Origin of the sequence: Ruminococcus sp. YRD2003, from assembly GCA_900109435.1 — a bacterium.
GTDB classification, from domain to species: Bacteria; Bacillota; Clostridia; order Oscillospirales; family Ruminococcaceae; genus Ruminococcus; species Ruminococcus flavefaciens_G.
The window spans coordinates 88,676-110,709 of the sequence record FNZT01000004.1 but is presented as its reverse complement, the minus strand read 5'-3'; the positions used below and the strand labels follow the sequence as shown (position 1 = coordinate 110,709).

The 22,034-nt window shown below is 51.6% G+C and carries 21 protein-coding genes; 4 read left to right on the top strand and 17 right to left on the bottom strand.

Annotated features, from left to right (window positions below):
- Position 1: 1 nt before the first annotated feature.
- The gene (locus BMX22_RS03410) at positions 2–808 is read right to left on the bottom strand and encodes a peptidylprolyl isomerase (RefSeq protein WP_074740672.1); all 807 of its coding nucleotides are present in this window, start codon (positions 806–808) and stop codon (positions 2–4) included.
- 324 nt (positions 809–1,132) lie between these two features.
- Between BMX22_RS03410 and BMX22_RS03405 the strand changes: the two genes are divergently transcribed.
- Positions 1,133–3,619, top strand: coding sequence for a GH36-type glycosyl hydrolase domain-containing protein (locus tag BMX22_RS03405; protein WP_074740670.1), 2,487 nt, complete (start codon positions 1,133–1,135; stop codon positions 3,617–3,619).
- Between the two features lie 256 nt (positions 3,620–3,875).
- On the opposite strand, the gene BMX22_RS03400 is transcribed toward BMX22_RS03405, so the two are convergent.
- The 12 genes from BMX22_RS03400 to BMX22_RS03345 are packed head-to-tail and all read right to left on the bottom strand — an operon-like array spanning position 3,876 to position 15,392.
- The gene (locus tag BMX22_RS03400; protein WP_074740668.1) at positions 3,876–4,262 is read right to left on the bottom strand and encodes a metal-dependent transcriptional regulator; all 387 of its coding nucleotides are present in this window, start codon (positions 4,260–4,262) and stop codon (positions 3,876–3,878) included.
- A gap of 11 nt (positions 4,263–4,273) precedes the next feature.
- Positions 4,274–4,858 (bottom strand): CDP-diacylglycerol--glycerol-3-phosphate 3-phosphatidyltransferase, encoded by a 585-nt coding sequence (pgsA, locus tag BMX22_RS03395; protein WP_074740666.1) that lies wholly within the window; start codon positions 4,856–4,858, stop codon positions 4,274–4,276.
- A complete protein-coding gene (gene rimO / locus BMX22_RS03390; protein WP_074740664.1) occupies positions 4,855–6,186 on the bottom strand; it encodes a 30S ribosomal protein S12 methylthiotransferase RimO in 1,332 nt (443 codons plus the stop codon). The genes pgsA and rimO overlap by 4 nt, the downstream gene beginning before the upstream one ends.
- Positions 6,187–6,190: 4 nt before the next feature.
- A complete protein-coding gene (locus BMX22_RS03385) occupies positions 6,191–6,826 on the bottom strand; it encodes a regulatory protein RecX (protein WP_074740662.1) in 636 nt (211 codons plus the stop codon).
- The gene (gene recA, locus BMX22_RS03380; RefSeq protein WP_074740660.1) at positions 6,826–8,001 is read right to left on the bottom strand and encodes a recombinase RecA; all 1,176 of its coding nucleotides are present in this window, start codon (positions 7,999–8,001) and stop codon (positions 6,826–6,828) included. Before recA ends, BMX22_RS03385 begins: the two co-directional genes overlap by 1 nt.
- Positions 7,994–8,857, bottom strand: coding sequence for a peptide chain release factor N(5)-glutamine methyltransferase (gene prmC / locus BMX22_RS03375; protein ID WP_074740658.1), 864 nt, complete (start codon positions 8,855–8,857; stop codon positions 7,994–7,996). The genes recA and prmC overlap by 8 nt, the downstream gene beginning before the upstream one ends.
- The gene (locus BMX22_RS03370; RefSeq protein WP_074740656.1) at positions 8,851–9,831 is read right to left on the bottom strand and encodes a DUF1385 domain-containing protein; all 981 of its coding nucleotides are present in this window, start codon (positions 9,829–9,831) and stop codon (positions 8,851–8,853) included. Before BMX22_RS03370 ends, prmC begins: the two co-directional genes overlap by 7 nt.
- A 33-nt stretch (positions 9,832–9,864) precedes the next feature.
- Positions 9,865–11,274, bottom strand: a complete 1,410-nt coding sequence (locus BMX22_RS03365; RefSeq protein WP_074740654.1) for a sensor histidine kinase — start codon at positions 11,272–11,274, stop codon at positions 9,865–9,867.
- Complete coding sequence (locus BMX22_RS03360; RefSeq protein WP_074740652.1) at positions 11,274–11,975, bottom strand: response regulator transcription factor; 702 nt, start codon at positions 11,973–11,975, stop codon at positions 11,274–11,276. The genes BMX22_RS03365 and BMX22_RS03360 overlap by 1 nt, the downstream gene beginning before the upstream one ends.
- A gap of 15 nt (positions 11,976–11,990) precedes the next feature.
- Entirely contained in the window at positions 11,991–12,671 is a 681-nt protein-coding gene (locus BMX22_RS03355) for a hypothetical protein (protein ID WP_074740650.1), read from the bottom strand.
- Positions 12,672–12,700: 29 nt separating this feature from the next.
- Positions 12,701–14,032, bottom strand: a complete 1,332-nt coding sequence (locus BMX22_RS03350) for a hypothetical protein (RefSeq protein ID WP_074740648.1) — start codon at positions 14,030–14,032, stop codon at positions 12,701–12,703.
- A gap of 1 nt (position 14,033) precedes the next feature.
- Positions 14,034–15,392, bottom strand: a complete 1,359-nt coding sequence (locus BMX22_RS03345) for a citrate synthase (RefSeq protein ID WP_074740646.1) — start codon at positions 15,390–15,392, stop codon at positions 14,034–14,036.
- A 141-nt stretch (positions 15,393–15,533) separates the two neighbouring features.
- Here BMX22_RS03345 and spoIID point away from each other — a divergent pair, with 141 nt between their 5' ends.
- The 3 genes from spoIID to BMX22_RS03330 all read left to right on the top strand — a co-directional run bounded on the left by spoIID (position 15,534) and on the right by BMX22_RS03330 (position 17,704).
- The gene (gene spoIID, locus BMX22_RS03340; RefSeq protein WP_074740644.1) at positions 15,534–16,541 is read left to right on the top strand and encodes a stage II sporulation protein D; all 1,008 of its coding nucleotides are present in this window, start codon (positions 15,534–15,536) and stop codon (positions 16,539–16,541) included.
- 85 nt (positions 16,542–16,626) lie between these two features.
- Positions 16,627–17,106 carry a ribonuclease HI gene (gene rnhA / locus BMX22_RS03335; RefSeq protein ID WP_074740936.1) on the top strand — a complete coding sequence of 160 codons (480 nt, stop codon included), beginning with the start codon at positions 16,627–16,629 and terminating at the stop codon, positions 17,104–17,106.
- A 55-nt stretch (positions 17,107–17,161) separates the two neighbouring features.
- The gene (locus BMX22_RS03330) at positions 17,162–17,704 is read left to right on the top strand and encodes a hypothetical protein (protein ID WP_074740642.1); all 543 of its coding nucleotides are present in this window, start codon (positions 17,162–17,164) and stop codon (positions 17,702–17,704) included.
- Positions 17,705–17,849: 145 nt separating this feature from the next.
- Here the strand turns inward: BMX22_RS03330 and BMX22_RS03325 are convergent, their stop codons facing one another.
- The 4 genes from BMX22_RS03325 to BMX22_RS03310 form a co-directional block, all read right to left on the bottom strand.
- A complete protein-coding gene (locus BMX22_RS03325) occupies positions 17,850–18,572 on the bottom strand; it encodes a helix-turn-helix domain-containing protein (protein ID WP_318259669.1) in 723 nt (240 codons plus the stop codon).
- Positions 18,573–19,086: 514 nt separating this feature from the next.
- Entirely contained in the window at positions 19,087–20,028 is a 942-nt protein-coding gene (locus BMX22_RS03320) for a Fic family protein (RefSeq protein ID WP_074740641.1), read from the bottom strand.
- Positions 20,029–20,238: 210 nt separating this feature from the next.
- On the bottom strand, positions 20,239–20,430 hold the full coding sequence (locus tag BMX22_RS03315) for a hypothetical protein (RefSeq protein ID WP_074740639.1): 192 nt from the start codon (positions 20,428–20,430) through the stop codon (positions 20,239–20,241).
- Complete coding sequence (locus BMX22_RS03310) at positions 20,420–21,538, bottom strand: hypothetical protein (protein WP_081349046.1); 1,119 nt, start codon at positions 21,536–21,538, stop codon at positions 20,420–20,422. Before BMX22_RS03310 ends, BMX22_RS03315 begins: the two co-directional genes overlap by 11 nt.
- Positions 21,539–22,034 lie beyond the last annotated feature (496 nt).

The window sequence follows — 22,034 nt, the reverse complement described above, 5'->3', positions numbered from 1 at the left end:
ATCACTTGATATCGGCGCTGTTTTCGGCGGAATAGGTATCAATTTTGACAGAAAGGATCCTGATATCGTCCTTGGGTATCATATATTTCCCGTTATTTTCGGTCTCGAGGGAGGTCAGCTTGTCGATGACATCGAGCCCCTCATACACCTGTCCGATGACAGTCACCTGCTGAGAGAGGTTCGGCACGCCGCCGAGGTCGAGGAAAGCCTGTCCGAGCTCCTTATTGTCGGAGGCGTCGAGGAGCTCCTGCTTAGCCTCGTCGTCGAGCTCGACCTCGTCGATGAACATAAAGCACGAGCCGTTATAGAATTTACCGCCGCCCATGAGCTTATTTTTGAACGAGCTGTCCTTAGCGGTATTGACCATGCAGACAGCGCCGCGGAAAGTCCAGAGGTCCTGGCTGAGCTCGCGCTCGGTCCTCTCGCGTGAACTGTCCGCCTCGCCTGATATATCGCCGTTTTTCTGCTTACAGCCCACGGAGGCGTATATGCCCTCGCGTGAATCGAATACAAAGGTATCGTCGTACCAGCCGCTCTCGGCGAGCTCGGTGAAGTTCCTGACGGCATTCGGCGAGCGGTCGGGATAGAGGACGAAGCGCACCTCTCCGAGGGTAGTTTCGACAACAGCGATAGGGTCGCCCTCCTTCGGAGCCTCAAGCTGTACGAGCCGGATCGTATCGGGGTCGATGGTGATATAGCGGTCATTCTGCTGACGTTTAGCCGAAAAATAGAGCAAAACGACAGTCGCCCCGAGCAGTATGACAGAAGTTATAATTGTAAAAAGGAAAAGGCTTCGATATTTTTTCATTATGGCACCTCAAATAATATATAAACACATTATAGCATATTATTCGGATAATAGCAAGCCGCGCGGGAACAATTCGCCTTTTTCAGCTGTGCCGCGAAACTGCCCGAAAAACCCCCCCGCAATATTTGAAGAACGCCCGCCCGTCCCTCGGTGGTTCAAAGCGCTGAGATTTCCTTTCATAGGTAAAAATGCACAAATTTGTTATAAAAAAAAGTACACCGCAATTTTTGAAAAGCTATTGTAATGATGTAACGAATCTGTTATAATAGTAATATCGCGGAGTATATTCCCGCACAAGCATAGTAAAACAAAGGAGAAAAATTTATGAAGTTCGGATTTTTTGACGACGTCAACAAGGAATATGTTATCAATTCCCCTAAGACACCCTATCCGTGGATAAACTACCTCGGAAACCAGGGCTTCTTCTCACTCATCTCAAACACAGCAGGCGGCTACTGCTTCTATAAGGACGCTCGCCTCCGCCGTATCACACGTTACCGCTATAACAACGTTCCGATAGATATGGGCGGCCGTTACTTCTACATAAACGACAATGGCACCGTATGGAACCCAGGCTGGTCACCTGTCAAGACTGAGCTTGACGAGTATGAGTGCCGCCACGGTATGGGATATACCATCATCAAGGGCAAAAAGAACGGACTCAAGGCTGAGGTAACATTCTTCGTACCCCAGAACTACGACGGAGAGGTGCAGCAGGTAGTCCTCACCAACGACAGCGCCGAGACCAAGAACTTCTCGATTTTCTCAATAGCTGAATGGTGTCTCTGGGACGCTCAGGACGACTGCACGAACTTCCAGAGAAACTTCTCCACAGGCCGTGTTGAGATAGAGGGCTCCACTATCTACCACGTTACCGAGTACAGAGACAGACGCAACCACTACGCGTTCTATACAGTAAATGATACTATCGACGGCTACGATACAGACCGTGACGCCTTCCTCGGAAGCATCTACAACGGCTGGAACAACCCCGCAACAGTTGAGGCAGACAAGCCCTCCAACTCCTTCGCAGACGGCTGGTCGCCCGTAGCTTCGCACTACAAGAAGGTAACTCTTGCTCCAGGCGAGTCCAAGACACTCATCTACATCCTCGGATATGCCGAGAACCCGCAGGACAAGAAGTTCGCCTCCGAAAAGCCCGCAAACCTCCTCACAAGAGAGACATGGGTGCTCAACAAGGAGAAGGCTTATGCGATGATAGAGAAGTACAACACTCCCGAGAAGGTAGCGGCAGGTCTTGAAGAGCTCCGCAACACATGGGACAGCCTCCTCTCTATCTTCAATGTACATACTCCCAACGACAAGGTCGACAGAATGGTAAACATCTGGAACCAGTACCAGTGTATGGTAACATTCAACCTCTCACGTTCCGCTTCCTACTTTGAGAGCGGTATCGGCAGAGGCATGGGCTTCCGCGACTCCAACCAGGATATCCTCGGCTTTGTTCACCAGATACCCGAGCGTGCAAGAGAGAGACTCATCGACATCGCATCGACTCAGCTCTCCGACGGCGGCTGCTACCACCAGTACCAGCCTCTCACCAAGAAGGGCAACGCTGATATCGGCGGCGACTTCTCGGACGACCCGCTCTGGATGATACTCTCCGTTGCTTCCTACATCAAGGAATCGGGCGACTGGGGCATTCTCGATGCAGACGTTCCCTTCGATGACGACCCGAACGGCAAGCACACGATGCTCGAGCATCTCACAGTATCCTTCTACCACATCGTAAACAACCTCGGACCTCACGGTCTGCCGCTGGCAATGAGAGCTGACTGGAACGACTGTATCAACCTCTCATGCTTCTCCGACACCCCCGGCGAGAGCTTCCAGACATATACGAACCCCAAGTTCGCAGCAGAGGGCGGCTACTCCAAGATAGCCGAGTCCGCATTCGTTGCAACACTCTTCACCTACACAGGTCCCGCTTATGTCGGCATCCTCAAGCATCTCGGCAAGGACGACGAGGCTGCAAAGGCACAGGCTGAGATAGACAAGATGAAGAAGAACGTTATGGAGTCTGCATTCGACGGCGAGTGGTTCCTCAGAGCTTACGACGCAAACGGCGAGAAGATGGGCTCACACGAGTGCGAGGAAGGCAAGATATTCATCGAGCCCCAGGGCTTCGCAGTAATGTCCGAGATAGGCAAGGACGTCGGAGCCGACATCAAGACTCTCAACTCTATCGACAAGTACCTCAACTGCGAGTTTGGTCTCGTTCTCAATAACCCAGCATTCACAAAGTACTACATCCAGTACGGCGAGATATCCACATATCCGGGCGGCTACAAGGAGAACGCAGGTATCTTCACTCACAACAACGCATGGATAATCTGTGCCGAGGCATACGTAGGCAGAGGCGACAAGGCATTCGAGTACTACAGCAAGATAGCTCCCGCTTTCACTGAGGAGACCTCCGATATCCACAAGACCGAGCCGTATGTATACGGACAGATGATAGGCGGTAAGGACGCCAAGAACTTCGGTCAGGGCAAGAACTCATGGCTCACAGGTACAGCTGCATGGAACATGGTAGCTATTTCCCAGTACATTCTCGGTGTAAAGCCCGATTTTGACGGACTCAGCATCGACCCGTCCATTCCCGCAGAGTGGGACGGCTTCACAGCAGTACGTAAGTTCCGCGGCGCAACATACAACATCACAGTCAAGAACCCGAACCACATATGCAAGGGCGTAAAGTCCATGACACTCGACGGCAAGGCTATCGAGGGCTGCATAGTTCCCGTTTGCGAGGGCGGTGTTCACGAGGTCGAGGTAATCCTTGGTTAATTGTTGAACTGAATATAAAAAAGAGAGGACTCGCGTGAGTCCTCTCTTTTTGCGTTATTGAACGCCTCATACAGAAATCCTCCGTGTAGGGGCGCCCTTTGGGCGTCCGCACGAAATTCGACGTCGTATAATAATGCGGACTGCCAAAGGCAGCCCCTACAATTATAAACGTAACCGCAACAGATTGTAGGGGACGGAGTCCTCGACGTCCCGCCAAAACAACAAAGCCGTACTCAACGAGTACGGCTTTTCTGCGTTATTCAGCCTTTTTCTTTATCGTTCTCTTGACGATATGCTTGAGGCGCTGACAGGTATCCTGCGGGAAGTCTGTGATGAAGAGCAGGGCTTGGTCATGCGCCTGTTCATGCGGGAGCTTCAGGAACTTGTGGAAGAAGGTGTAAACCTCGTCGAAGCTGGCGAATATCGCGGAAACAGTCGCCTCCCCCTCGGGAGTGAGCACGACGCTGTTGCAGAAGTCCTCATACACAAGACCCGAATTAGCGAGGCAGCGCAGCATTTTGCTGACGCTCGCGCGGGAAACGCCGAGATGACGGGCGATACCGACGCACTTAACGTAGTCGTCGAGCTCCGAAAGCTCCTTAATCGCGACGAGATATTTTATCTGACCGGCACAGTGTTTCATAGCCTGCTCCTTTATTTATCGGTGTCGATGAGGTTCCAGTAGCCTTTGAGGTAGATAGCGCCCGAGATGACGGTGAGCACGGTAGATATCCATATAAGGGCGGGAATGAGCCAGATATCCACGACATCGCAGAACGCCTGCGGGAAGTTGAAGCTGAAATCGTAGCAGGCGCTGAGCCACACGAGGGCAGTGATGATAGCGACCATAGTGAAGGCAGTTTTGAGCTTGCCCCACAGTCCCGCGGCAACTACAACACCGCTGTTAGCGGCAAGGAGTCTGAGTCCCGAGACCATAAACTCTCTCGCGCTGATGATGATGAGCGGAACCGCCCCTACCCTTATATCGGGTATCTCAACGAACACGGCGAGTGCCGCGAGCACGAGCACCTTATCCGCGAGCGGGTCGAGGAACTTGCCGAAGTTGGTGACGAGGTTGCGGCTTCTTGCTATCTTGCCGTCGAGGGCGTCGGTAATGGACGCAGCGCTGAAAATAGCGAGGGCGGCGAGGTAGTGAAACGGGAATTTCACATACATACACACGAGGAAGAAGGGTATCAGGAACACCCTCAGCAGCGTGAGCTTATTTGGCAGATTCATTCTGATATCACCTCTCCGATAAGGTCGTAGTCAAGAGTATCCGTAATGCGAATGGTGACGTATTCACCGACCGCAAGCTTCCTGTCCGACGTAAAGAACACCTTTCCGTCGATGTCGGGAGCGTCATTCTGCGTGCGCCCGAAGAAGCACTCGCCGAAGCGGTCGAAGCCCTCAACAACGGCTTCAAAGGTCTTGCCGAGCATTTTCTCGTTGTTCTCGGCACTGATGAGCATTTGCTGCTCCATGATGATGTCGGCGCGGTGAGCGGCGACCTCGGGTTCTATCTGGTCGGGGAAGTCATAGGACTTCGTCCCCTCCTCGCGCGAATACGCGAAGCAGCCGAGCCTGTCGAAGCGCACGCGCTGCACGAACTCGGCGAGCTTACCGAACTGCTCCTCGCTCTCGGCGGGGAAACCCGTAATGAGCGTGGTACGCAGTATCACATTCGGTATTTTTTCGCGGATATGAGCAAACAGCGCCTCGAGCTGTTTTTCGTCGCCCCAGCGGTTCATGCGGCTGAGAATATCGCCGTCGCAGTGCTGTATCGGTATCTCGAGGTATTTCACGAGCTTGGGCTCGCTCGCGATAGTGTCGAGGAGCTCATCTGTTATGCGCTCGGGGTAGCAGTAGAGCGTGCGTATCCATTTGAGCCCGTCTATCCTGCAAAGTTCACGCAAAAGCTCGGGCAGCTTAGGCTCGCCGTAGATATCCTCACCGTAGCGTGAGGTATCCTGCGCGATGACAGTGAGCTCGGTAACGCCGTTATCGGCGAGACGCCTTGCCTCCGCGAGCACATCCTCCATCGGCACACTGCGGAACTTCCCGCGTATCTGCGGTATAGCGCAGTATGTGCAGCAGTTCGAGCAGCCCTCCGCTACCTTGAGGTACGAGAAGAAGGGCAGTGTTGAGATTATCCTGTCGCCCGTGAGCTCTGCATCGAGCTTAGGCGAGAAGCGGATAATGCGCTCGTCCTTCATAACGCTCTCGAGTACGTCCACGATATCCTTTGTATCGCCGATACCGATAACAGCGTCCGCCTCGGGGAACTGCTCGGCTATCTCGTCCTTATAGCGCTCGACGAGGCAGCCCGTAACGATTATCTTCTTTATCGTACCCTCTTTTTTGAGCTGTGCGAGCTCGAGGATAGTCTCGATAGCTTCTTCCTTGGCAGGCTGAATGAAGCCGCAGGTATTGACCACCGCCACATCTGCGAGCCCCGCCTCGGTGACGAGCTCATAGCCGTTCTTTCTGAGCTTGTATAACATTCTCTCCGAGTCCACGAGATTTTTCGAGCACCCGAGAGACACCATTCCAACTTTGATAGGCATTTTGCTATTCCTCCGCCTGTTCAGCGTCCTCGAAGTATTCGCGCACGGCTGCATTTATCTCATCGAAGCCGTAGCCGTAACGCACGAGAGCGCTTTTAACTTTTTCGATATTTTTTCTGTCGCTGCTGTCGGTAAGGAGCCGATAGTGCTTAGTCCGCAGCAGCTCCGCGAGGTTATCCCCGAAAGTATCCCCATACTGCTCAAGGGCTTCCGCGGCTGTATCCTCGCCGATGCCTTTCAGGAGCAGTTCTTTTTTAGCCCGTCGGAAGCCGTATCTGCGTCCTTCCACGAGCCTCCGCGCGAGCTTTTCGGCATAGCGCGCATCGTCTATGACCCCCGCCCCCGCGAGCTTACCGACCACAGCGCGGCAGAGGTCCTCATTTTTATAAGTCCCGATGAGCTTGCGAAGCATATCCCTCTCCGAGTAGTCGCGGTAGTCGAGGCAGTAGAGCGCATACTGATACGCCCTGCGGAAATTCGAGTCATAGATTATCTTCCGCAGTTCGGTCTTGTCGAGCTGCGAACCTTTTTTCAGCCCGTTGTCCGCGATTATGTCGATATGGAGATACAGTTTCCGCTCGCCGTCGAGCTCGACCTCAAACGTCGAGCCCTTGTATCGGCTTATCGAGGTTATTTCCATTACTCTTCAGCGGGAGTGAACTCCTCGAAGTCCTCGTCGATGTTTGCGAGGATATCGCTGTTGTCCTCGGCATTAGCCTCCGCCTTGTCCTCGGACTTCGCAGCCGCCTTCTTCTCGGGCTTAGCCGCAGCCGCCGCCGAGAGCTCGTCCTTGCGCGCGAGTATCTTCTCCTCTATCTCCTTCATAAGGTCGGGGTCGTTCTTGAGGAGCTCCTTTACGTTATCGCGTCCCTGCCCGAGCTTGTTGTCGTTGTAGCTGAACCACGAGCCGCCCTTCTTGATGATATCGAGCTCGGTCGCGAGGTCGAGCACCTCACCCGTGCGAGAGATACCCGTGCCGTACATCATATCGAACTCCGCCTCCTTGAAGGGGGGAGCGACCTTGTTCTTAACGACCTTGCAGCGTGTTCTTGCGCCGATTATCTGGCTGCCCTCCTTGATGACCTCGCCCTTTCTGACCTCGATGCGGACCGAGGAGTAGAACTTCAGCGCACGACCGCCAGGGGTAGTCTCGGGGTTGCCGTACATAACGCCAATTTTCTCACGTATCTGATTGATAAAGATAGCGACGCAGTTCGACTTCGAGATAGCCGCGGTGAGCTTTCTCATTGCCTGAGACATAAGTCTCGCGAGCTGACCCACGTGAAGGTCACCCATATCGCCGTCTATTTCAGCGCGGGTAGTCATAGCCGCGATGGAGTCGAGGACGATAACGTCGATAGCTCCCGAGCGGATAAGAGCCTCCGCAATTTCGAGAGCCTGCTCGCCGCTGTCAGGCTGCGAAACGAGGAGATTGTCGATGTTTACGCCGAGAGCCTGTGCGTACACGGGGTCGAGGGCGTGCTCGACGTCGATGAACGCCGCTTCACCGCCTGCCTTCTGAGCCTGCGCGATGACGGACAGCGCAACGGTAGTCTTACCCGAGCTCTCGGGACCGTATATCTCGACGATACGTCCGCGCGGCACACCGCCGATACCGAGTGCCATATCGAGCATCATCGAGCCCGTAGGGATAGCATCGACGTTGAGAGTCTTTGTCTGCCCGAGGCGCATAACAGCGCCCGCGCCGTACTTCTTTTCTATCTGCTTGATAGCGCCGTCGAGAGCGGTCTTCTTATCTTCCGTTGTAGTCGCCTTGACTACGGCAGCTTTTTTTGCGATTTCCTTTTTAGCCATTGTTTTCCTCCGATTTCTGCGCCGTGACCGTGCGGATTATGCCTCCGAGGTCGCGGGTGAATTTAATATTTACAAAGCCGTTTTCGGCGAGAATATTTCCAACTTTGTCGTGCTGACCCATACCGAATTCGTAGCAGATGAATCCGCCGCTTTTCAGTGACCTTTTCCACAGCGGAGTCAGCCTGCGGTAGAATCCGAGCCCGTCTCCGCCTCCGTCTAGAGCCATTTCAGGCTCGCGTCTGACCTCGGCTTGCAGGTCGTTCATCTCCTGCGCGGTGAGGTAGGGCGGGTTGCTTACAACGATATCGAGCCCGCTCAGAGCCGCGGCGGTACTCTCCGCGAGCACATCTCCCGCGACAATGCCGACGTCCGCCTCATTTAGCCTGACATTCTGCCGCAGATAGGGCAGAGCTTCCTGCGAGAGCTCGACCGCGCTCACCTCCGCGAGCGGCAGTTCCTTTTTGAGCGTGACCGCTATACAGCCGCTTCCCGCACAGAGGTCTGCTATCTTCGGAGCAGTCAGACCGTTCCCGCGGCAGAGCTGTATGACGTTATCGACGAGAGTTTCGGTATCGGGGCGCGGTATGAGCACCCCCGCACCGACCTTGAACGGATACCCGTAGAACTCCCATTCGCCGAGTATATACTGCAACGGCTCGCCGCTGATACGTCTCTCAGTCATAGCGCGAATGAGAGCCTCAGCGTCTGTCGGAACAGCTTCAAGCGGCGAAAACAGGGGATTCCTGTCTCCGAGGCAGTCCTGAAAGATACACATCATATCGAACCGCGCGTCGGGATTCCCCGCCGCCTCGAGCGCCGCCTGACACTCTCTGAAAAGCTCGCTTCTGCTTACCATTTGTCCTCCGATTTATCCTCGGGAATGCACGGCGTCATAGCCGCGACAGCAATTTCTATCATATCGTCGTCGGGCTCGCGCGTGGTAATGCGCTGCATAGCGAGTCCTGGAGCGGAAAGTATGCGTGTGAAGATGTTGTCGTGATTACCCGCAAGGCGTATGAACTCATACGAAATGCCGACCACGAACGGCAGCGCACCGAAGCTGATAAGCGTTCTCTGCCACCACAGCAGTCCCTTAGGCACGAAGCACATCACGAAAATGCCGACGAGCAGCACAATGAATATGAAGCTCGTACCGCACCTCTTGTGGAAGCGGGTCTGCTTGCGGATATTCTCGACGGTGAGCGGCAGCTCCGCCTCATGGCAGGCGATAGTCTTGTGCTCAGCGCCGTGGTACATATACTGACGCTTAATGTCCTTCATCAGCCCGATGATGACCATATAGGCGATGAATATCGCTATCTTGACGATGCCCTCGAGCACCGACTGCAAGATATGGTGCTGCTCGATATCGGGGATAAGCCCCACGAGGAACTTTGGCATAGCCACAAACAGCACAACTGCGAGCACCACGCCCAAAATGCCTCCGAGCGTCATAATGACGTCGGTGATACCGCCCGACTTCTCCTCCTTCTTATCCGCGGGAGCTGTCCCGCCCTCTGCGGAGGGAGCGCCCTCGGGCTTCTCCCCGTCCTCCTCGTCGACCATCTGCTTCTCGGCGGACTTCATGGTGTACTTGTAGCCCTTGATGAGCGAGCTTACGAAGCTGAAGCAGCCTCTGACGAGCGGCACTTTCTTGTACCACGGAGCGTTCTTGCCGTTGTTCTCGTCCCATGTTTCGAGGTCGATGCTTCCGTCTGGCAGACGGCACGCCATAGCGCCCTTATTCGGACCGAGCATCATAATGCCCTCGACGAGTGCCTGACCGCCTATCTTGGACTTGAATTTTTCCTGTGAATTGCTTTTACTCATAGTATACAGCGGGGAAGCCCCGCACTCCTGTTATCAGTTATTGCCTGCCTTTGCAGGGAGGGAGATAGTTACGGTAGTACCCTTTCCCTCGCCCTCGCTGGCGATATCCATAGTACCGCCGTGCATGGCGATTATCTCGTCCGCGACCGCGAGCCCGATACCCGAGCCGCGCCGCGTGTGGTTAGCCTTATAGAATTTAGTCTTGACTTTAGCGAGGTCCGACTCCTTGATACCGCATCCCGTATCGGCAACGGAAACGATGACCCTGCCGTCCTTCTCGCAGGCGCTTATTGTGACCGTATCCCCAGGGGAGGAATACTTCACAGCGTTGTCGATGATATTGATGAACACCTGGCGTATGCGGTTCTTGTCTCCGTATACGAATGGCAGCATTTCGGGCTCGTCGTAGATTATCTCAATCTGTTCGCGTCTTGCCTTATCGCTGTAGATGAGGACAGCGTCCCCGAGCTCGGCGAGAATGTCCATATTGGCATTTCTCAGAGTAAAGTGCCCGTTCTGCATACGCGAGAAGTCGAGCAGCTCTTCTACCATTTGCGAAAGCCTCTCGGTCTCGGTGACTATGACGCCGACGCCCTTTTTCATGGTATCGGGGTTCTCGCCGCCGTCGACCATGAGGGTCTCAGCCCAGCCCTTGATAGCGGTGAGGGGCGTTCGCAGCTCATGTGAGACCGAGGAAATGAACTCATTCTTCATCGCCTCTGCGGACGACAGCTCGTCAGCCATATGGTTTATCGAAGTACACAGCTCACCTATCTCGTCATCGCTGTTGTTTGCGATACGCACGGAGAAATCGCCCATAGCGAACTTGCTGGTGATACCGCTTATCTGTCGTATCGGCTTGACGATAGAGCCCGCGAAGTACAGACCCGTTATGACGATAATGAGGATAATGACGGTGCAGACGACCGTCACGAGCAGGATATACCCTCGGATGGTATTGTCTATCTCGGTCAGCGAAGTGACCATACGAACAGCGCTGTATTCGCTGTTAAAGGAAGATATCGGTGCAGATACCGCGAGTATCTTCTCGCCTCCTGCGAGTCTGCCCGTATAGCTGCCCTCGCCGTTTTCCATAGCCTCCTCGTAGTCGGGCATGACGGCGTCGGCGTCGGGCGAGAAACCCGAAGACGTAAGCACGACTCTGCCCTTGGCGTTGACCGCCATGAGCTCTATCTTGTCCTTTTCGTTGAAAGTCTCGAGCATATTTCTCATCTCCGCGGAGAAGTTAGCGGAGCTGTCCTGCGAGTGAATGCTCAGCACGCTTGTAACGGCATTGAGCTTCGATACGAGGTACTGCTTTGCGGAGTTATAGAAATAGCTCTGTATCGCGTAGATAACGACGAGCTCGATAACGACGAGAGCGAGCACGATAACGCCGAGGTTATTGAATATCCAGCGCTTGGTGATACTTTTCTTAGCCATTACTGCGCGTCATTCCATTTATAACCGTATCCCCAGATAGTGATGATATACTTCGGGCTTGAGGGCTCCTCTTCTATCTTCATGCGGATACGTCTTATATTGACGTCAACTATCTTATCGTCGCCGTAGTAGCTGTCGCCCCAGATGTGGCTGAGGATGCTTGTACGGTCGAGAGCGGTATTCTTGTTGTTCATGAAGTATTCAAGTATCTGATACTCCACCTGTGTCAGCTCGATGGGTGCGCCGTTTTTAGTCACGGTACGGCTCTTGAGGTTGAGCACGAACGGCCCGCTCTCAATGACAGACTGCTTCTCGTTCTTGATGAAGCTCATGCAGACGCGGCGGTATATGGCGTCCACGCGCGCGGTGAGCTCCGAAGGCGAGAACGGCTTGGTGATATAGTCGTCGGCGCCTATCATAAGACCGCTGACCTTATCCATTTCCTGAGTTCTCGCGGTGAGCATGATTATGCCGATAGTCGAGCTCTTCTCGCGTATCTTCTTGCACACGGTAAAGCCGTCGATGCCGGGCATCATGATGTCGAGGAGGACGATATCGAAGTTGCCGTGCTCAGCCTCAAATGTCTTGAGAGCCGCCTCGCCGCAGTTCACGTCAACGACGTCATAGCCTGCGCGCTTGAGGTTGATGACGACGAATTCGCGTATGGTATCCTCGTCCTCACAGATGAGTATTCTTTTCATAAGTATCACTTCCTATCAGACAATTGCGTAGAATCCTATTTTAGTGTGGTCTTTGCTGATTATCATCCTGCTGTTATGCGGATGGTTAAAGTTTCCTGTATTGCTCAGAAGGTAGACTGTAGCTTCCGTATCGTCCCAGAAATCGCCGTTCGGAATGAGGTAATACTTTTCGCCGTCGGACAGAGGCTCAGAACTGATCGCCTTCGGAGCATATTTCTCCTCGTAAGCCTTGATGACGTCGGGCGATGCGGTGAAGAGGAGAGTTGTATCGCCTGCACCCTGGAGCATCGACGGCGTGTGGGAGAAATGATAATCGTTCAGCTCTTCGGGGAGAGAATCGGGAAAGCACTCTGTGGCGTTGCGGTAAATATTGATGTATGCCTTCTGATACTTATATCTCCACGGGGAATGAGATGTTATTCCGCACGGTATAAGGCTCATAAATGCCAGGCAGCATATTGCAGCAGCCGTTACGATCGTACCCAGTACGATACTTGTTTTTTTGTCTGCGACCACGGCAAAAAGAATGAGAAATCCGAGCGTCAATATCAGACCTCCCAATCGTAAAAAACCGAAGCCTGTGAATATGAACAGAACTGCAAAAGCGGCAGTCAGCACAAGGATAATGGCTATTTCGATGAATAGAAATGTTTTCTTTTTAGCAGGAACATCTGTTTCAACGGGTCGTTTATCCATAAACTATCCTCCTTCGTGCAAGTGCATGGTCATTCCATATATCTGAATCCTATCGCCACATCTCCCGCGGTGAGGGACAGCCCGTCGCTGTCGTCGCCCGACTGCGGTATAAGTGCGAGATAAGCAGGGTCTCCCTTGGTATGCAGGAGCATATACCCCGCGGACAGTCTGTCCTCGCGTGAAACGGGGTCGCCGGCATAATAGAGGCGCAGAAGCTCCCTTCCCGCGGCACCGTTCTCATAGGCGCAGAAGACTATCTCATCGTTGATCGCATCGCGCTTGGCAGTCACCCTGTCGCGCCACTTATACGGGAACACGAAAACGTATCCCTCACCGATGCTGTAATATGACGTATACTTGCGTTCGAGGCTGCCGTGAGCGTTTATGCTCATCCAGTCGGTGAGCTTTATCTGGTCTCCCTCGGATACATCCTCATAGCCCGCGGCGATGAACTGTACGGGTATCTCGAGCTCGCCGTCGCCGTCGATGTCATACGAACTGCACCCGGAAGGGCGGACAGTCGAATACGATATCTCGGAGGCTCCGAACACCTTTTTCAGCCCGTTCTCGTCCATGCTGATGACGTCGGTCTGAATCGAGCCCGAGCCCGAAACGGCGTCGATATAGAGCCCCGTTCTTCCGTCGGGCAGCCTGCCGTAGCTGAGGCTGTCGAACTCGGTGAACGAGCTGCTGAGCTCGCAGAGGTACTGGTGATACTTGCCCGCATCGTCGAGCTTATAGACCTCCGCAGCCGCCTTGGAGCTGTTGACGGAGCCCGACAGCAGCAAAAAGTCGTTGGTGCCGTCGCCGTCGAGGTCAGTGATATCAATGAAAGAGTACGACTCCGAGAAGGTCGGCACGATGCTTTCGGTCTCGCTGTCGTAATTGTAAATGGTGACATTTTTCTCGGAGCGGTTGATGAGGCTGCTTCCGATGACGAGGTTCACGCGCTCGTTGCTTCCGAGGCGGGATATCATGACTTTTTCTATCTCCGAGCCCGCCGCCGCGGTATCGCAGACCGACCGCCATCTGCCGCCGTCCTGGTCGAGGACATTTATGCGGAGCGTCCGCTCGTCCACGCCGAGACCGTTCCTCTCGTAGAACACGACCGCCTCGTTAGTGCCGTCGCTGTCGATGTCCTCGATAATGAACGCCGAGAGGTACTTGCCCGAGCGGGGGTATTTCAGCCTTATCCCCGAGCCCACAGCCTCGGTGAGGGCGCTGTATATCTGTTCCTGCTCGATGCTCTGCTTGGGCGGAGCGAGCAGGTTGTCGATGCTCGTGCCGAAGGTACAGCCCGTAAGCAGCACTGCCGCCGCCGAAACGGCCGCAGTCCGCGGAATGATACGTGAGAGCTTCACTTTATTCGCGCTCTTCGAGCTTTATGTACTCGTGCTCCTTGGCGATAGCCTTGTAAGCGGGGCGGATGAGCCTGTTGCCCGTGAGCATCTCCTCCATGCGGTGAGCGGCCCAGCCCGCCATTCTCGCGACAGCGAAGAGGGGCGTGAAGAGCTCATCGGGAATGCCGAGCATACGGTAAACGAGTCCCGAGTACATATCCACATTCGCGCACATAGTCTTGGTCGAGCCCTTCACCTCGAGGAATATCTCGGGAGTGAGGCGCTCGATAGTCTCGAGGAGCTTGAACTCTGCCTCGATATCCTTGCCCTTGGCGAGCTCGAAAGCCTTCTTTTTGAGGATAACGGCACGCGGGTCGGATACGGTATATACGGCGTGTCCCATGCCGTAGATGAGACCCGAGCCGTCGTTTGTCTCCTTGCGGAGGGTGCGGCGCATATAGTCCGCGACCTCGCCCTCGTTGTCCCAGTGCTTGATATTTGCTTTGAAGTTGTCGAGCATATTGATGACCTTGATGTTGGCACCGCCGTGACGCGGTCCCTTCAGCGAGCATATCGCCGACGAGTACGCGGAATAGGGGTCTGTGCCCGAGGAGGTGAGTACGCGGCAGGTGAAGGTCGAGTTGTTGCCGCCGCCGTGCTCAGCCTGTAGCATGAGCAGGGTATCGAGCATCTGAGCCTCGATCTTGGAATACTGTCTGTCGGGGCGCAGGAGCGAGAGGATACACTGAGCGGTATTCTCCTCATAGTTTATGGGGTGCATTATCATGCTTGCGTTGTCGAAGACACGGCGCTTTACCTGATAGGCGTTCGCCATGATGACAGGGAGCTTTGATATGAGGCTGATAGCAGTCCTCATCTCGCTCTCGATGCCCTTGTTCTCGCACTCATCGTCGTAGGAATACAGTGCGAGCACCGAGCGCGCGAGCTTGTTCATGATATTCTTGGACGGAGCCTTGAGTATCATATCCTCAACGAAGCCCGTAGGCAGGTCTCTCTTGAGCGAGAGGTAGGTGCAGAAATTCTGGAGCTCCTTGGGATTCGGCAGATGACCGAAGAGGAGGAGGAAAGTAGTCTCCTCGTAGCCGAAGCGGTCCTCCGCCTCAACATTTGCGACGAGGTCGTTGATATTGTAGCCGCGGTAGATGAGCTGACCGGGTATAGGCTCACGCTCGCCCTCGTTCATTATATAGCCGTGAACGTTGCATATATTGGTGATGCCGGCAACGACGCCGGTACCGTCGCTGTTGCGCAGACCGCGCTTGACGTGATATTTTTCATAGAGGTTAGGCTCTATAGCGGAATTATCTTTAAGCTCCTTGCATAAACCTGTAATATTAGCGCCTGAAAGGAATGATGGCATAAGAATCACTCTCCTAAACATATTCATAATTAATTATACACTATTCAGGCGGCAATGTCAAATAATATTTGCTTTGCCCCCCCTGAAAGCGCCCGCAGAGATACACCGCTGCTCAAAAAACGCAAAAAGGAGACAAAAACCATGAAAAAGCACCTTTTTTCCGCAATTTTCCTCAGCCTCGCGATAACCGCCATACCTGCCCTGCCGACCTGTCTGCACGGACGAGCCGCTGCTCCCGCCGAGACAGCGCCTCTCCCCGAAGCCCAAGCATCGGAGGCAGCCCCGCTCAGCTCCGAGCCCTACAAGGTGCTCGACGCCGCGACAGGCAAAGTTCTCATCGTGCCCGTGCGCGAGTACGTGATAGGGGCAGTCTGCGCGGAGATGCCCGCAAATTTCGGCACGGAAGCTCTGAAAGCACAGGCAGTCGCCGCCCACACCTACGCCGAGCGTCAGCGCACGCTTGCCCGTGAGGAGCCCCGCGCGGAGCTCTGCGGAGCGGACTTCTCCAACGACACCTCGAAGTATCAGGGCTACTTCACGAATGAGAAGATACAGCAGTATTTCGGCAAAAACTACGATGAATACTACCGCAGGATAAGCGCGGCAGCGGACGAAGTCCTGCCCTACGTGATAACCTACGCAGACGAGCCGATAATCGCGGCATTCCACTCGATGTCGTCGGGCAGGACGGAGAGCGCCGAAAACGCGTGGGGAGCCCCCGTGGACTACCTCGTCCCCGTTGACAGCCTCTCTGACACGAAAGCCCCGAAATACGAGGAAACGGTCCGCATAAACAAGGACGAGCTCCGCGACAGGCTCGAAGCGGCACTTGATGGCATACAGCTCGGCGAGGACATGACAAAATGGCTGACTGTAGCCGAAATATCGGATTCGGGAACTGTCCTGACCGCCCGTGCGGGAGACCGTACAGTCACGGGAAACGACATACGCACAGCACTCGGACTTCGCTCGGCGGATTTTGACGTGACCTACGACGACGAGCAGGCAGTGATAACGACGCGCGGCTTCGGGCACGGCGTAGGCATGAGCCAGTACGGCGCTAATGCAATGGCATCCGCAGGCAGCACATGGCGCGAGATACTCGCCCACTACTACCCAAACTGCACCATAGAGGAGGTAAAGGAGTGACCCTTCGCTCCCCACGCCATACCGCTCGCTCTCGAAGACAGGAGCTTCGCCGCACCGCTTGCATTTTTCGCTCAGACCTGCTATAATGGTTATAACCACAGACAAGGGGGCGTTAGCCATAAAAACGATAGAGATGTTCTCGGACGGCGCGTGCAGCGGCAACCCGGGTCCGGGCGGCTACGGCGTGATACTGCGGTTCGCAGGCAGAGAGAAGGAGCTCTCGGGCGGCGAGGCTATGACCACGAACAACCGCATGGAGCTGCTCGGCGTGATAGAGGGACTATCGGCGCTGAAAGAACCGTGCAGGGTGATATTGACCACAGACAGCAAGTACGTCGTCGACAGCGTAACGAAGGGCTGGGTATACGGCTGGAAGAAAAAAGGCTGGATAAAGTCCGACAAGAAGCCCGCGCTGAACGTCGACCTGTGGGAGCGTCTGCTCCCCCTGCTGGAGCGGCACGAGGTCACATTCAACTGGGTCAAGGGCCACGCGGGGCACCCCGAGAACGAACGCTGTGACCGTCTCGCAGTCGAAGAGCGCGACAAAGCAGCTCTGAAAGGCTGAATACAGCCGTACGAGCCCGCATTGAGCCATACGGATAAAAAAAGGGAGGATAAAAATGGAACGCAGCAGGATAATAGCGATAGCAGCCGCTATCATAGCAGGCCTCTGCGTGCTGATGGCAGGCAAAAGCTGTGCAGACGACGCGATAGCGCAGAAGAAGAGCAAAAGCACATCGTCGAACGCAGCCGCTCAGGAGCAAACTCACGGCATAGAGATAAGGACAGGTGCTCAGACCGAGACCGCCGCACAGGAGCTCGACCTGTTCGGCAGACCTGTCGAATCGAAAACCGAACCCGAAGATATCGAATACGACCTTTTCGGCCGTCCGATAACCACTGCTCCGCCCGAAACGGAAACACTCCCCGAGAACACCGACGAGAACGGCGAGCCCATAGAGGACACCTCAACCGAAGCAGTGACCGACGAGGAGACGCCGACAGATGATACATCGGCGGAGGGGACAAGCGATACCGAGGAGGACCTCACATCAGCATCGACGGCACCGCCGAAGATAAGCGGCTTCCACCACGGAGATTACGACGACGAGGGCAATCCCAAGCCGACAATTCCGCCTGATTTTGCGATAATCATAAGGTAGAGTGTCAGGCATTGCCGCCTCAAGCTCCCCTGAAACATTAATGCAAATTTTAGCCCCTATGGGGTACTCTCGCTGAAAACTCTTTCAGCATCATGAGAGCACCCCATAGGGGCAAACTTCGTATTAAAGCTCTTTTGGAGGAGCATCAAGGGCGCACCCTTGCAGGGCGGACATCCTGATAAAACAGACCATGCCGAGTGCAGAACCACACGAGCCTCCATGCGCGGGAGCGCGGCAGTATGAGCTGCAAGTCCCATTCGGGGTACTGCTTGCAGACAGTAACGGAGCTGTCCGTCACAAACGCGACAAAGGAGATAAAGTGCTCCTTTTGCATAACGTGGTCGGAGGTAACGAGCCATTCGCCGTCCAGGTCCTCCACTTTCAGGACGTCCGCCCCCACGGCTCTGCGGGGCTCAAGCGCAGTCAGCCGCGAGCCGCAGCAAGTCACAGCAGTGTCGGAAGTTGCGGTGATAATGTTCCCGCACTCTCTGCAAACGTAAAATCTCAGTTTTTTCATATTACCCTTCTCGCTTTCATTTTTAGTGACAGAGCCCGAAAGAAGGACCTGAACGTCCGTACCGAGGATATCGGCGAGCACTGTCAGGAGTGACACATCTGGGCAGCCGCAGCCGCACTCCCACTTTGAGACAGCCTTGTCGCTGACATTCAGCCTCTCGGCGAGCTGCTTCTGAGTAAGGCCCGCAGCAGTTCTCAGCTCGCGGATAAGCGCACCTGTTTTCATCTGATCCATGACCAACACCTCGCAAATAATTCTGATCTTATTGTAAAGCACCGCCGCAGAAAAGTCAATCCACGCTCCGTAGAGCGGGCTGACAGCAGCTAAGCAGGTCACAGCTCTGCCATACATTTTCAGCGTTCCGAGCAATAGCGCATAAAACAAAAAACCTCGCAGGATAGCCCTGCGAGGCGATTTTTCGTATAGTCCCGATAGGGATATGATTATCTCTTTGAGTAACGTGTATCGGCATTTGTAATTTATTCTATTGTTTGCAGAAATGCCTGTTTTACAGCACTTTCAATGTTTTAACTTCGCTTTTCTTTATCTTCCGTTTCCTGCGATTTTGTAACTTTGAAGACCAGATAAAGACCAGCGAAAGACCAAATCATTTTGGCGTACTCCTGTTATTATTTAATTCGATTGGGATAAATGATTTCAAGTTGCGATGACGAATATCTTAAATGAATAGTGGGATAGAATGTATCAGCACTTAATAATTATTCGATTTCGTGGTAATAGTTATTTATAAAATGCAAGGCAAGAAGGTATTAAAATGCAAAATATTTAACAAGCTACTTGAATGGAAGCGTGAGCCTGGAGGAAAAAACTGCACTTCTGATAACACAAATATGGTTTGTCAATACTATTCAAAGTTCTTCCAGCATTTCAGCTTCATAAATGCCGATATTTCAACTATGTCATCACTTTCATAGTATTCAACGAGCAGTTTCTTAAAGGTCGGTACCGCTTTTTCTGGTATAACAAGGAATCCCTGCCCCTGAGAAATAAGGTAATGATTCGCAAAAATAACAGAAGTTCTTTTATTTCCGTCCAAGAAAATCTGCGTTTTCATACAGTACAAGCATAGTCTTATAGCTGTATCAATAGCTGTTTCTTGCGTTGCTCCTACAATTTCGTCGATTTTAGTTTTAACATCCATCTCAATTGGAAGTGGCGGAATATATGAGCAACCTCCTATAGTCACTGGAACTCCGCGTATACGTCCTCCATTAGTAAAAAATCCCTCATTTATCAATTTCGCAATATGACAAAGCAGATAATAATCGCTTTTACTGCGTATAACATCTTTATCTAAAATAAATTCCCATGCGTGTTTAAGGTTTAATATCTTCTGCACATCATCTGCGCTCATACCAGTAACTATACCGTTATCGATGATTTCCTCAGTCTGCGGAAATGATGTAGCAACACCTTCCAATACAGCTTGGTCATATATATTGCTTTTCATATTCGCACGAGCAAAATCCAAATTTTGCTGTACTCTTGGATCAAGTTCCTCGTCTGTATAACCGAGAGCCAATAAATCACGGTTTACCTGTCGTAGTAGTTTCTCCAACTCACGTCTTTCACGCGAATTCCTCAACAATAATTGATGCAGCGTGTCAGAATATATATCTACATACGTTGATGTATTATGACCGCCTACGCGCTTTCTGACATATAAATACTGTTTATCGCCCTGTTTCTTGACTTCTGGAGTACCATCATAAGGAATTAATCGCAGACGAGCTTGTATGTCTGCTTTCTGGTGCAGCAGTTCTTGCACTTTATCAATATCTGACATATTATACCTCCAATTTTATAGGGTGCATTTTTGCGGCAACAAGTGTATTATGCACCCTATAGATAATATTAGCACACTCAATCTCCAATGTCAAGTATTCTTACTTATTATTCGATAACAGCAGCTTTTAGTTCTACTATCCTTTCCAAGTGTTTATTGATTTTTTCATTGTGCATTTACCTATCTGCGTTTTTGTATTGTAGGAATATGTCATATTCTTTTTAAAATTGTTTTGATGACTTTTCCTCCAACAATAAGAATTATAGCTCCAAATGCCAATCCTCCTGCCCCTTTTTGTCCAAGATCTCTGGCACAGTGTGAACATAGTCCGAGTTTATGTGCTTTTTTACCTACTAATGTTGCACCGCATTTTTTACATTTCTTTATATTGTTATCTTTCATCTTCCGAATCCTCCAATGTTACAATATAGGTTTCTCGGGTTTCCAATTGCTTAATATCTGAAAGCTTTGTTTTTAGTTCAATTGAGAAATCATACCAACAATCGACATTATCCTTGTTGTATCGAAAATTGTCATGCAACAACTCAATTGCTGTATATCCTGTATTTCCTATTTCATTTGATATAAAATCTGTCATGAAAGCTTGATATTGTTCCATTTCTAATTTGGCATTCTGTGACTGACCAAGGTATTCATAAACCTGCATCGTTATACCACATATTTTAGTAGAAAACTGAAGATCATCAGCAATATGCCTTGTAAGTGTATTTATTGTAGATTGTCTGTGAAACAGGGGCCTTTTTGAATACTTTGCAAGATGAGTTACTGCTGTATTCATCTCAGTTTTTATTCCATTTTTAGCTTCTCTCAATTGTTCAGCGGCTTTTTCGAGATACATATTTCGTTTTTCTTGTGTATCTGCATTTTGTGCAAGAAGAATACTGTCACGTGTATTTAGAAAAGGAGTAAAAATAGCATGATCTCTATCCTTGTCAAGCTGATAGCTTTGAATTTCTTGTATAGCAGCAAGCTTATCGTTGATTTGTTTCATTTGAAGCTGATTAGATATACTTCTTGTTGTTTCAAGCGTTCCTGGATTATTAAATACTTTTTTGAGTGTTATGTCTTTAACTCGAGTTCCATTCTCGTTTAAGATCACTGCTCGCATATTCCCATCAACTTGCTTAGATTCGCCAATAGAATAAATGCCTTTTTTGAGTTTTTCCCTTATATCGGATGGAAGGTGTTCAAAATCCGGTATTAGGCTTATATCTCCTTTTGCAACAATTCGAGCATGCTGAACTACTTCATTAATTATACCTATATTAGCAATTGGAATATCAACCATAACGCTTGTCAAAGAACTGTTGTTTAATGACGAAACCTGGAGTTTAGCATATTCTCCCATAAAGTCGCTCATTTTCGCAAGTTCAGTTCCATGAGTATCGGCATCTGTGACGAGAATATGTACTTTTTGTTCTGAAATAGGGACAATACTACTTTCATTAATATTGTTATTCTTTTCGATTTCATTGCTATCCTTTATCATTACGCTTTACATCTCCTGTTACAATATAATTGACTGGAGAATAAGCTTCTCTCTATTGAAAAGAAAGAAGATGTAACCGCCGAGGAAATTGCAGAACTGCAAACTCAGATAAGCAATATACCTATTTGCAACTTCCGAAGGAACGAATAATAAGACTATAACAGATATCATTATCAATCCGTATTTTTATAATTGAAGGAAACTGTCCTTTCCACATTTTGCACATTTTGAAGAAAATGCGCAAAATGTGCAGAATTCAGAAAACTAAAAAAGGAAGGTTATCATTATGAGTAATTCAGCAAAGACAATTATTGACAATATGTTAGATCAGCTTGTTGCTCTTCAGGAGAGTACCTAACAACCGCTTTTGCGAAGCTAATCGGTCAAAGTTGTTTAAAAACCGCAGAAAAATCATTCATCAGGTAGATATTCCATCTAATTGAAGATGGTAATTCCTTGTACTATATTTGCCATGCTCTCTAACTCCCGTTTTAAT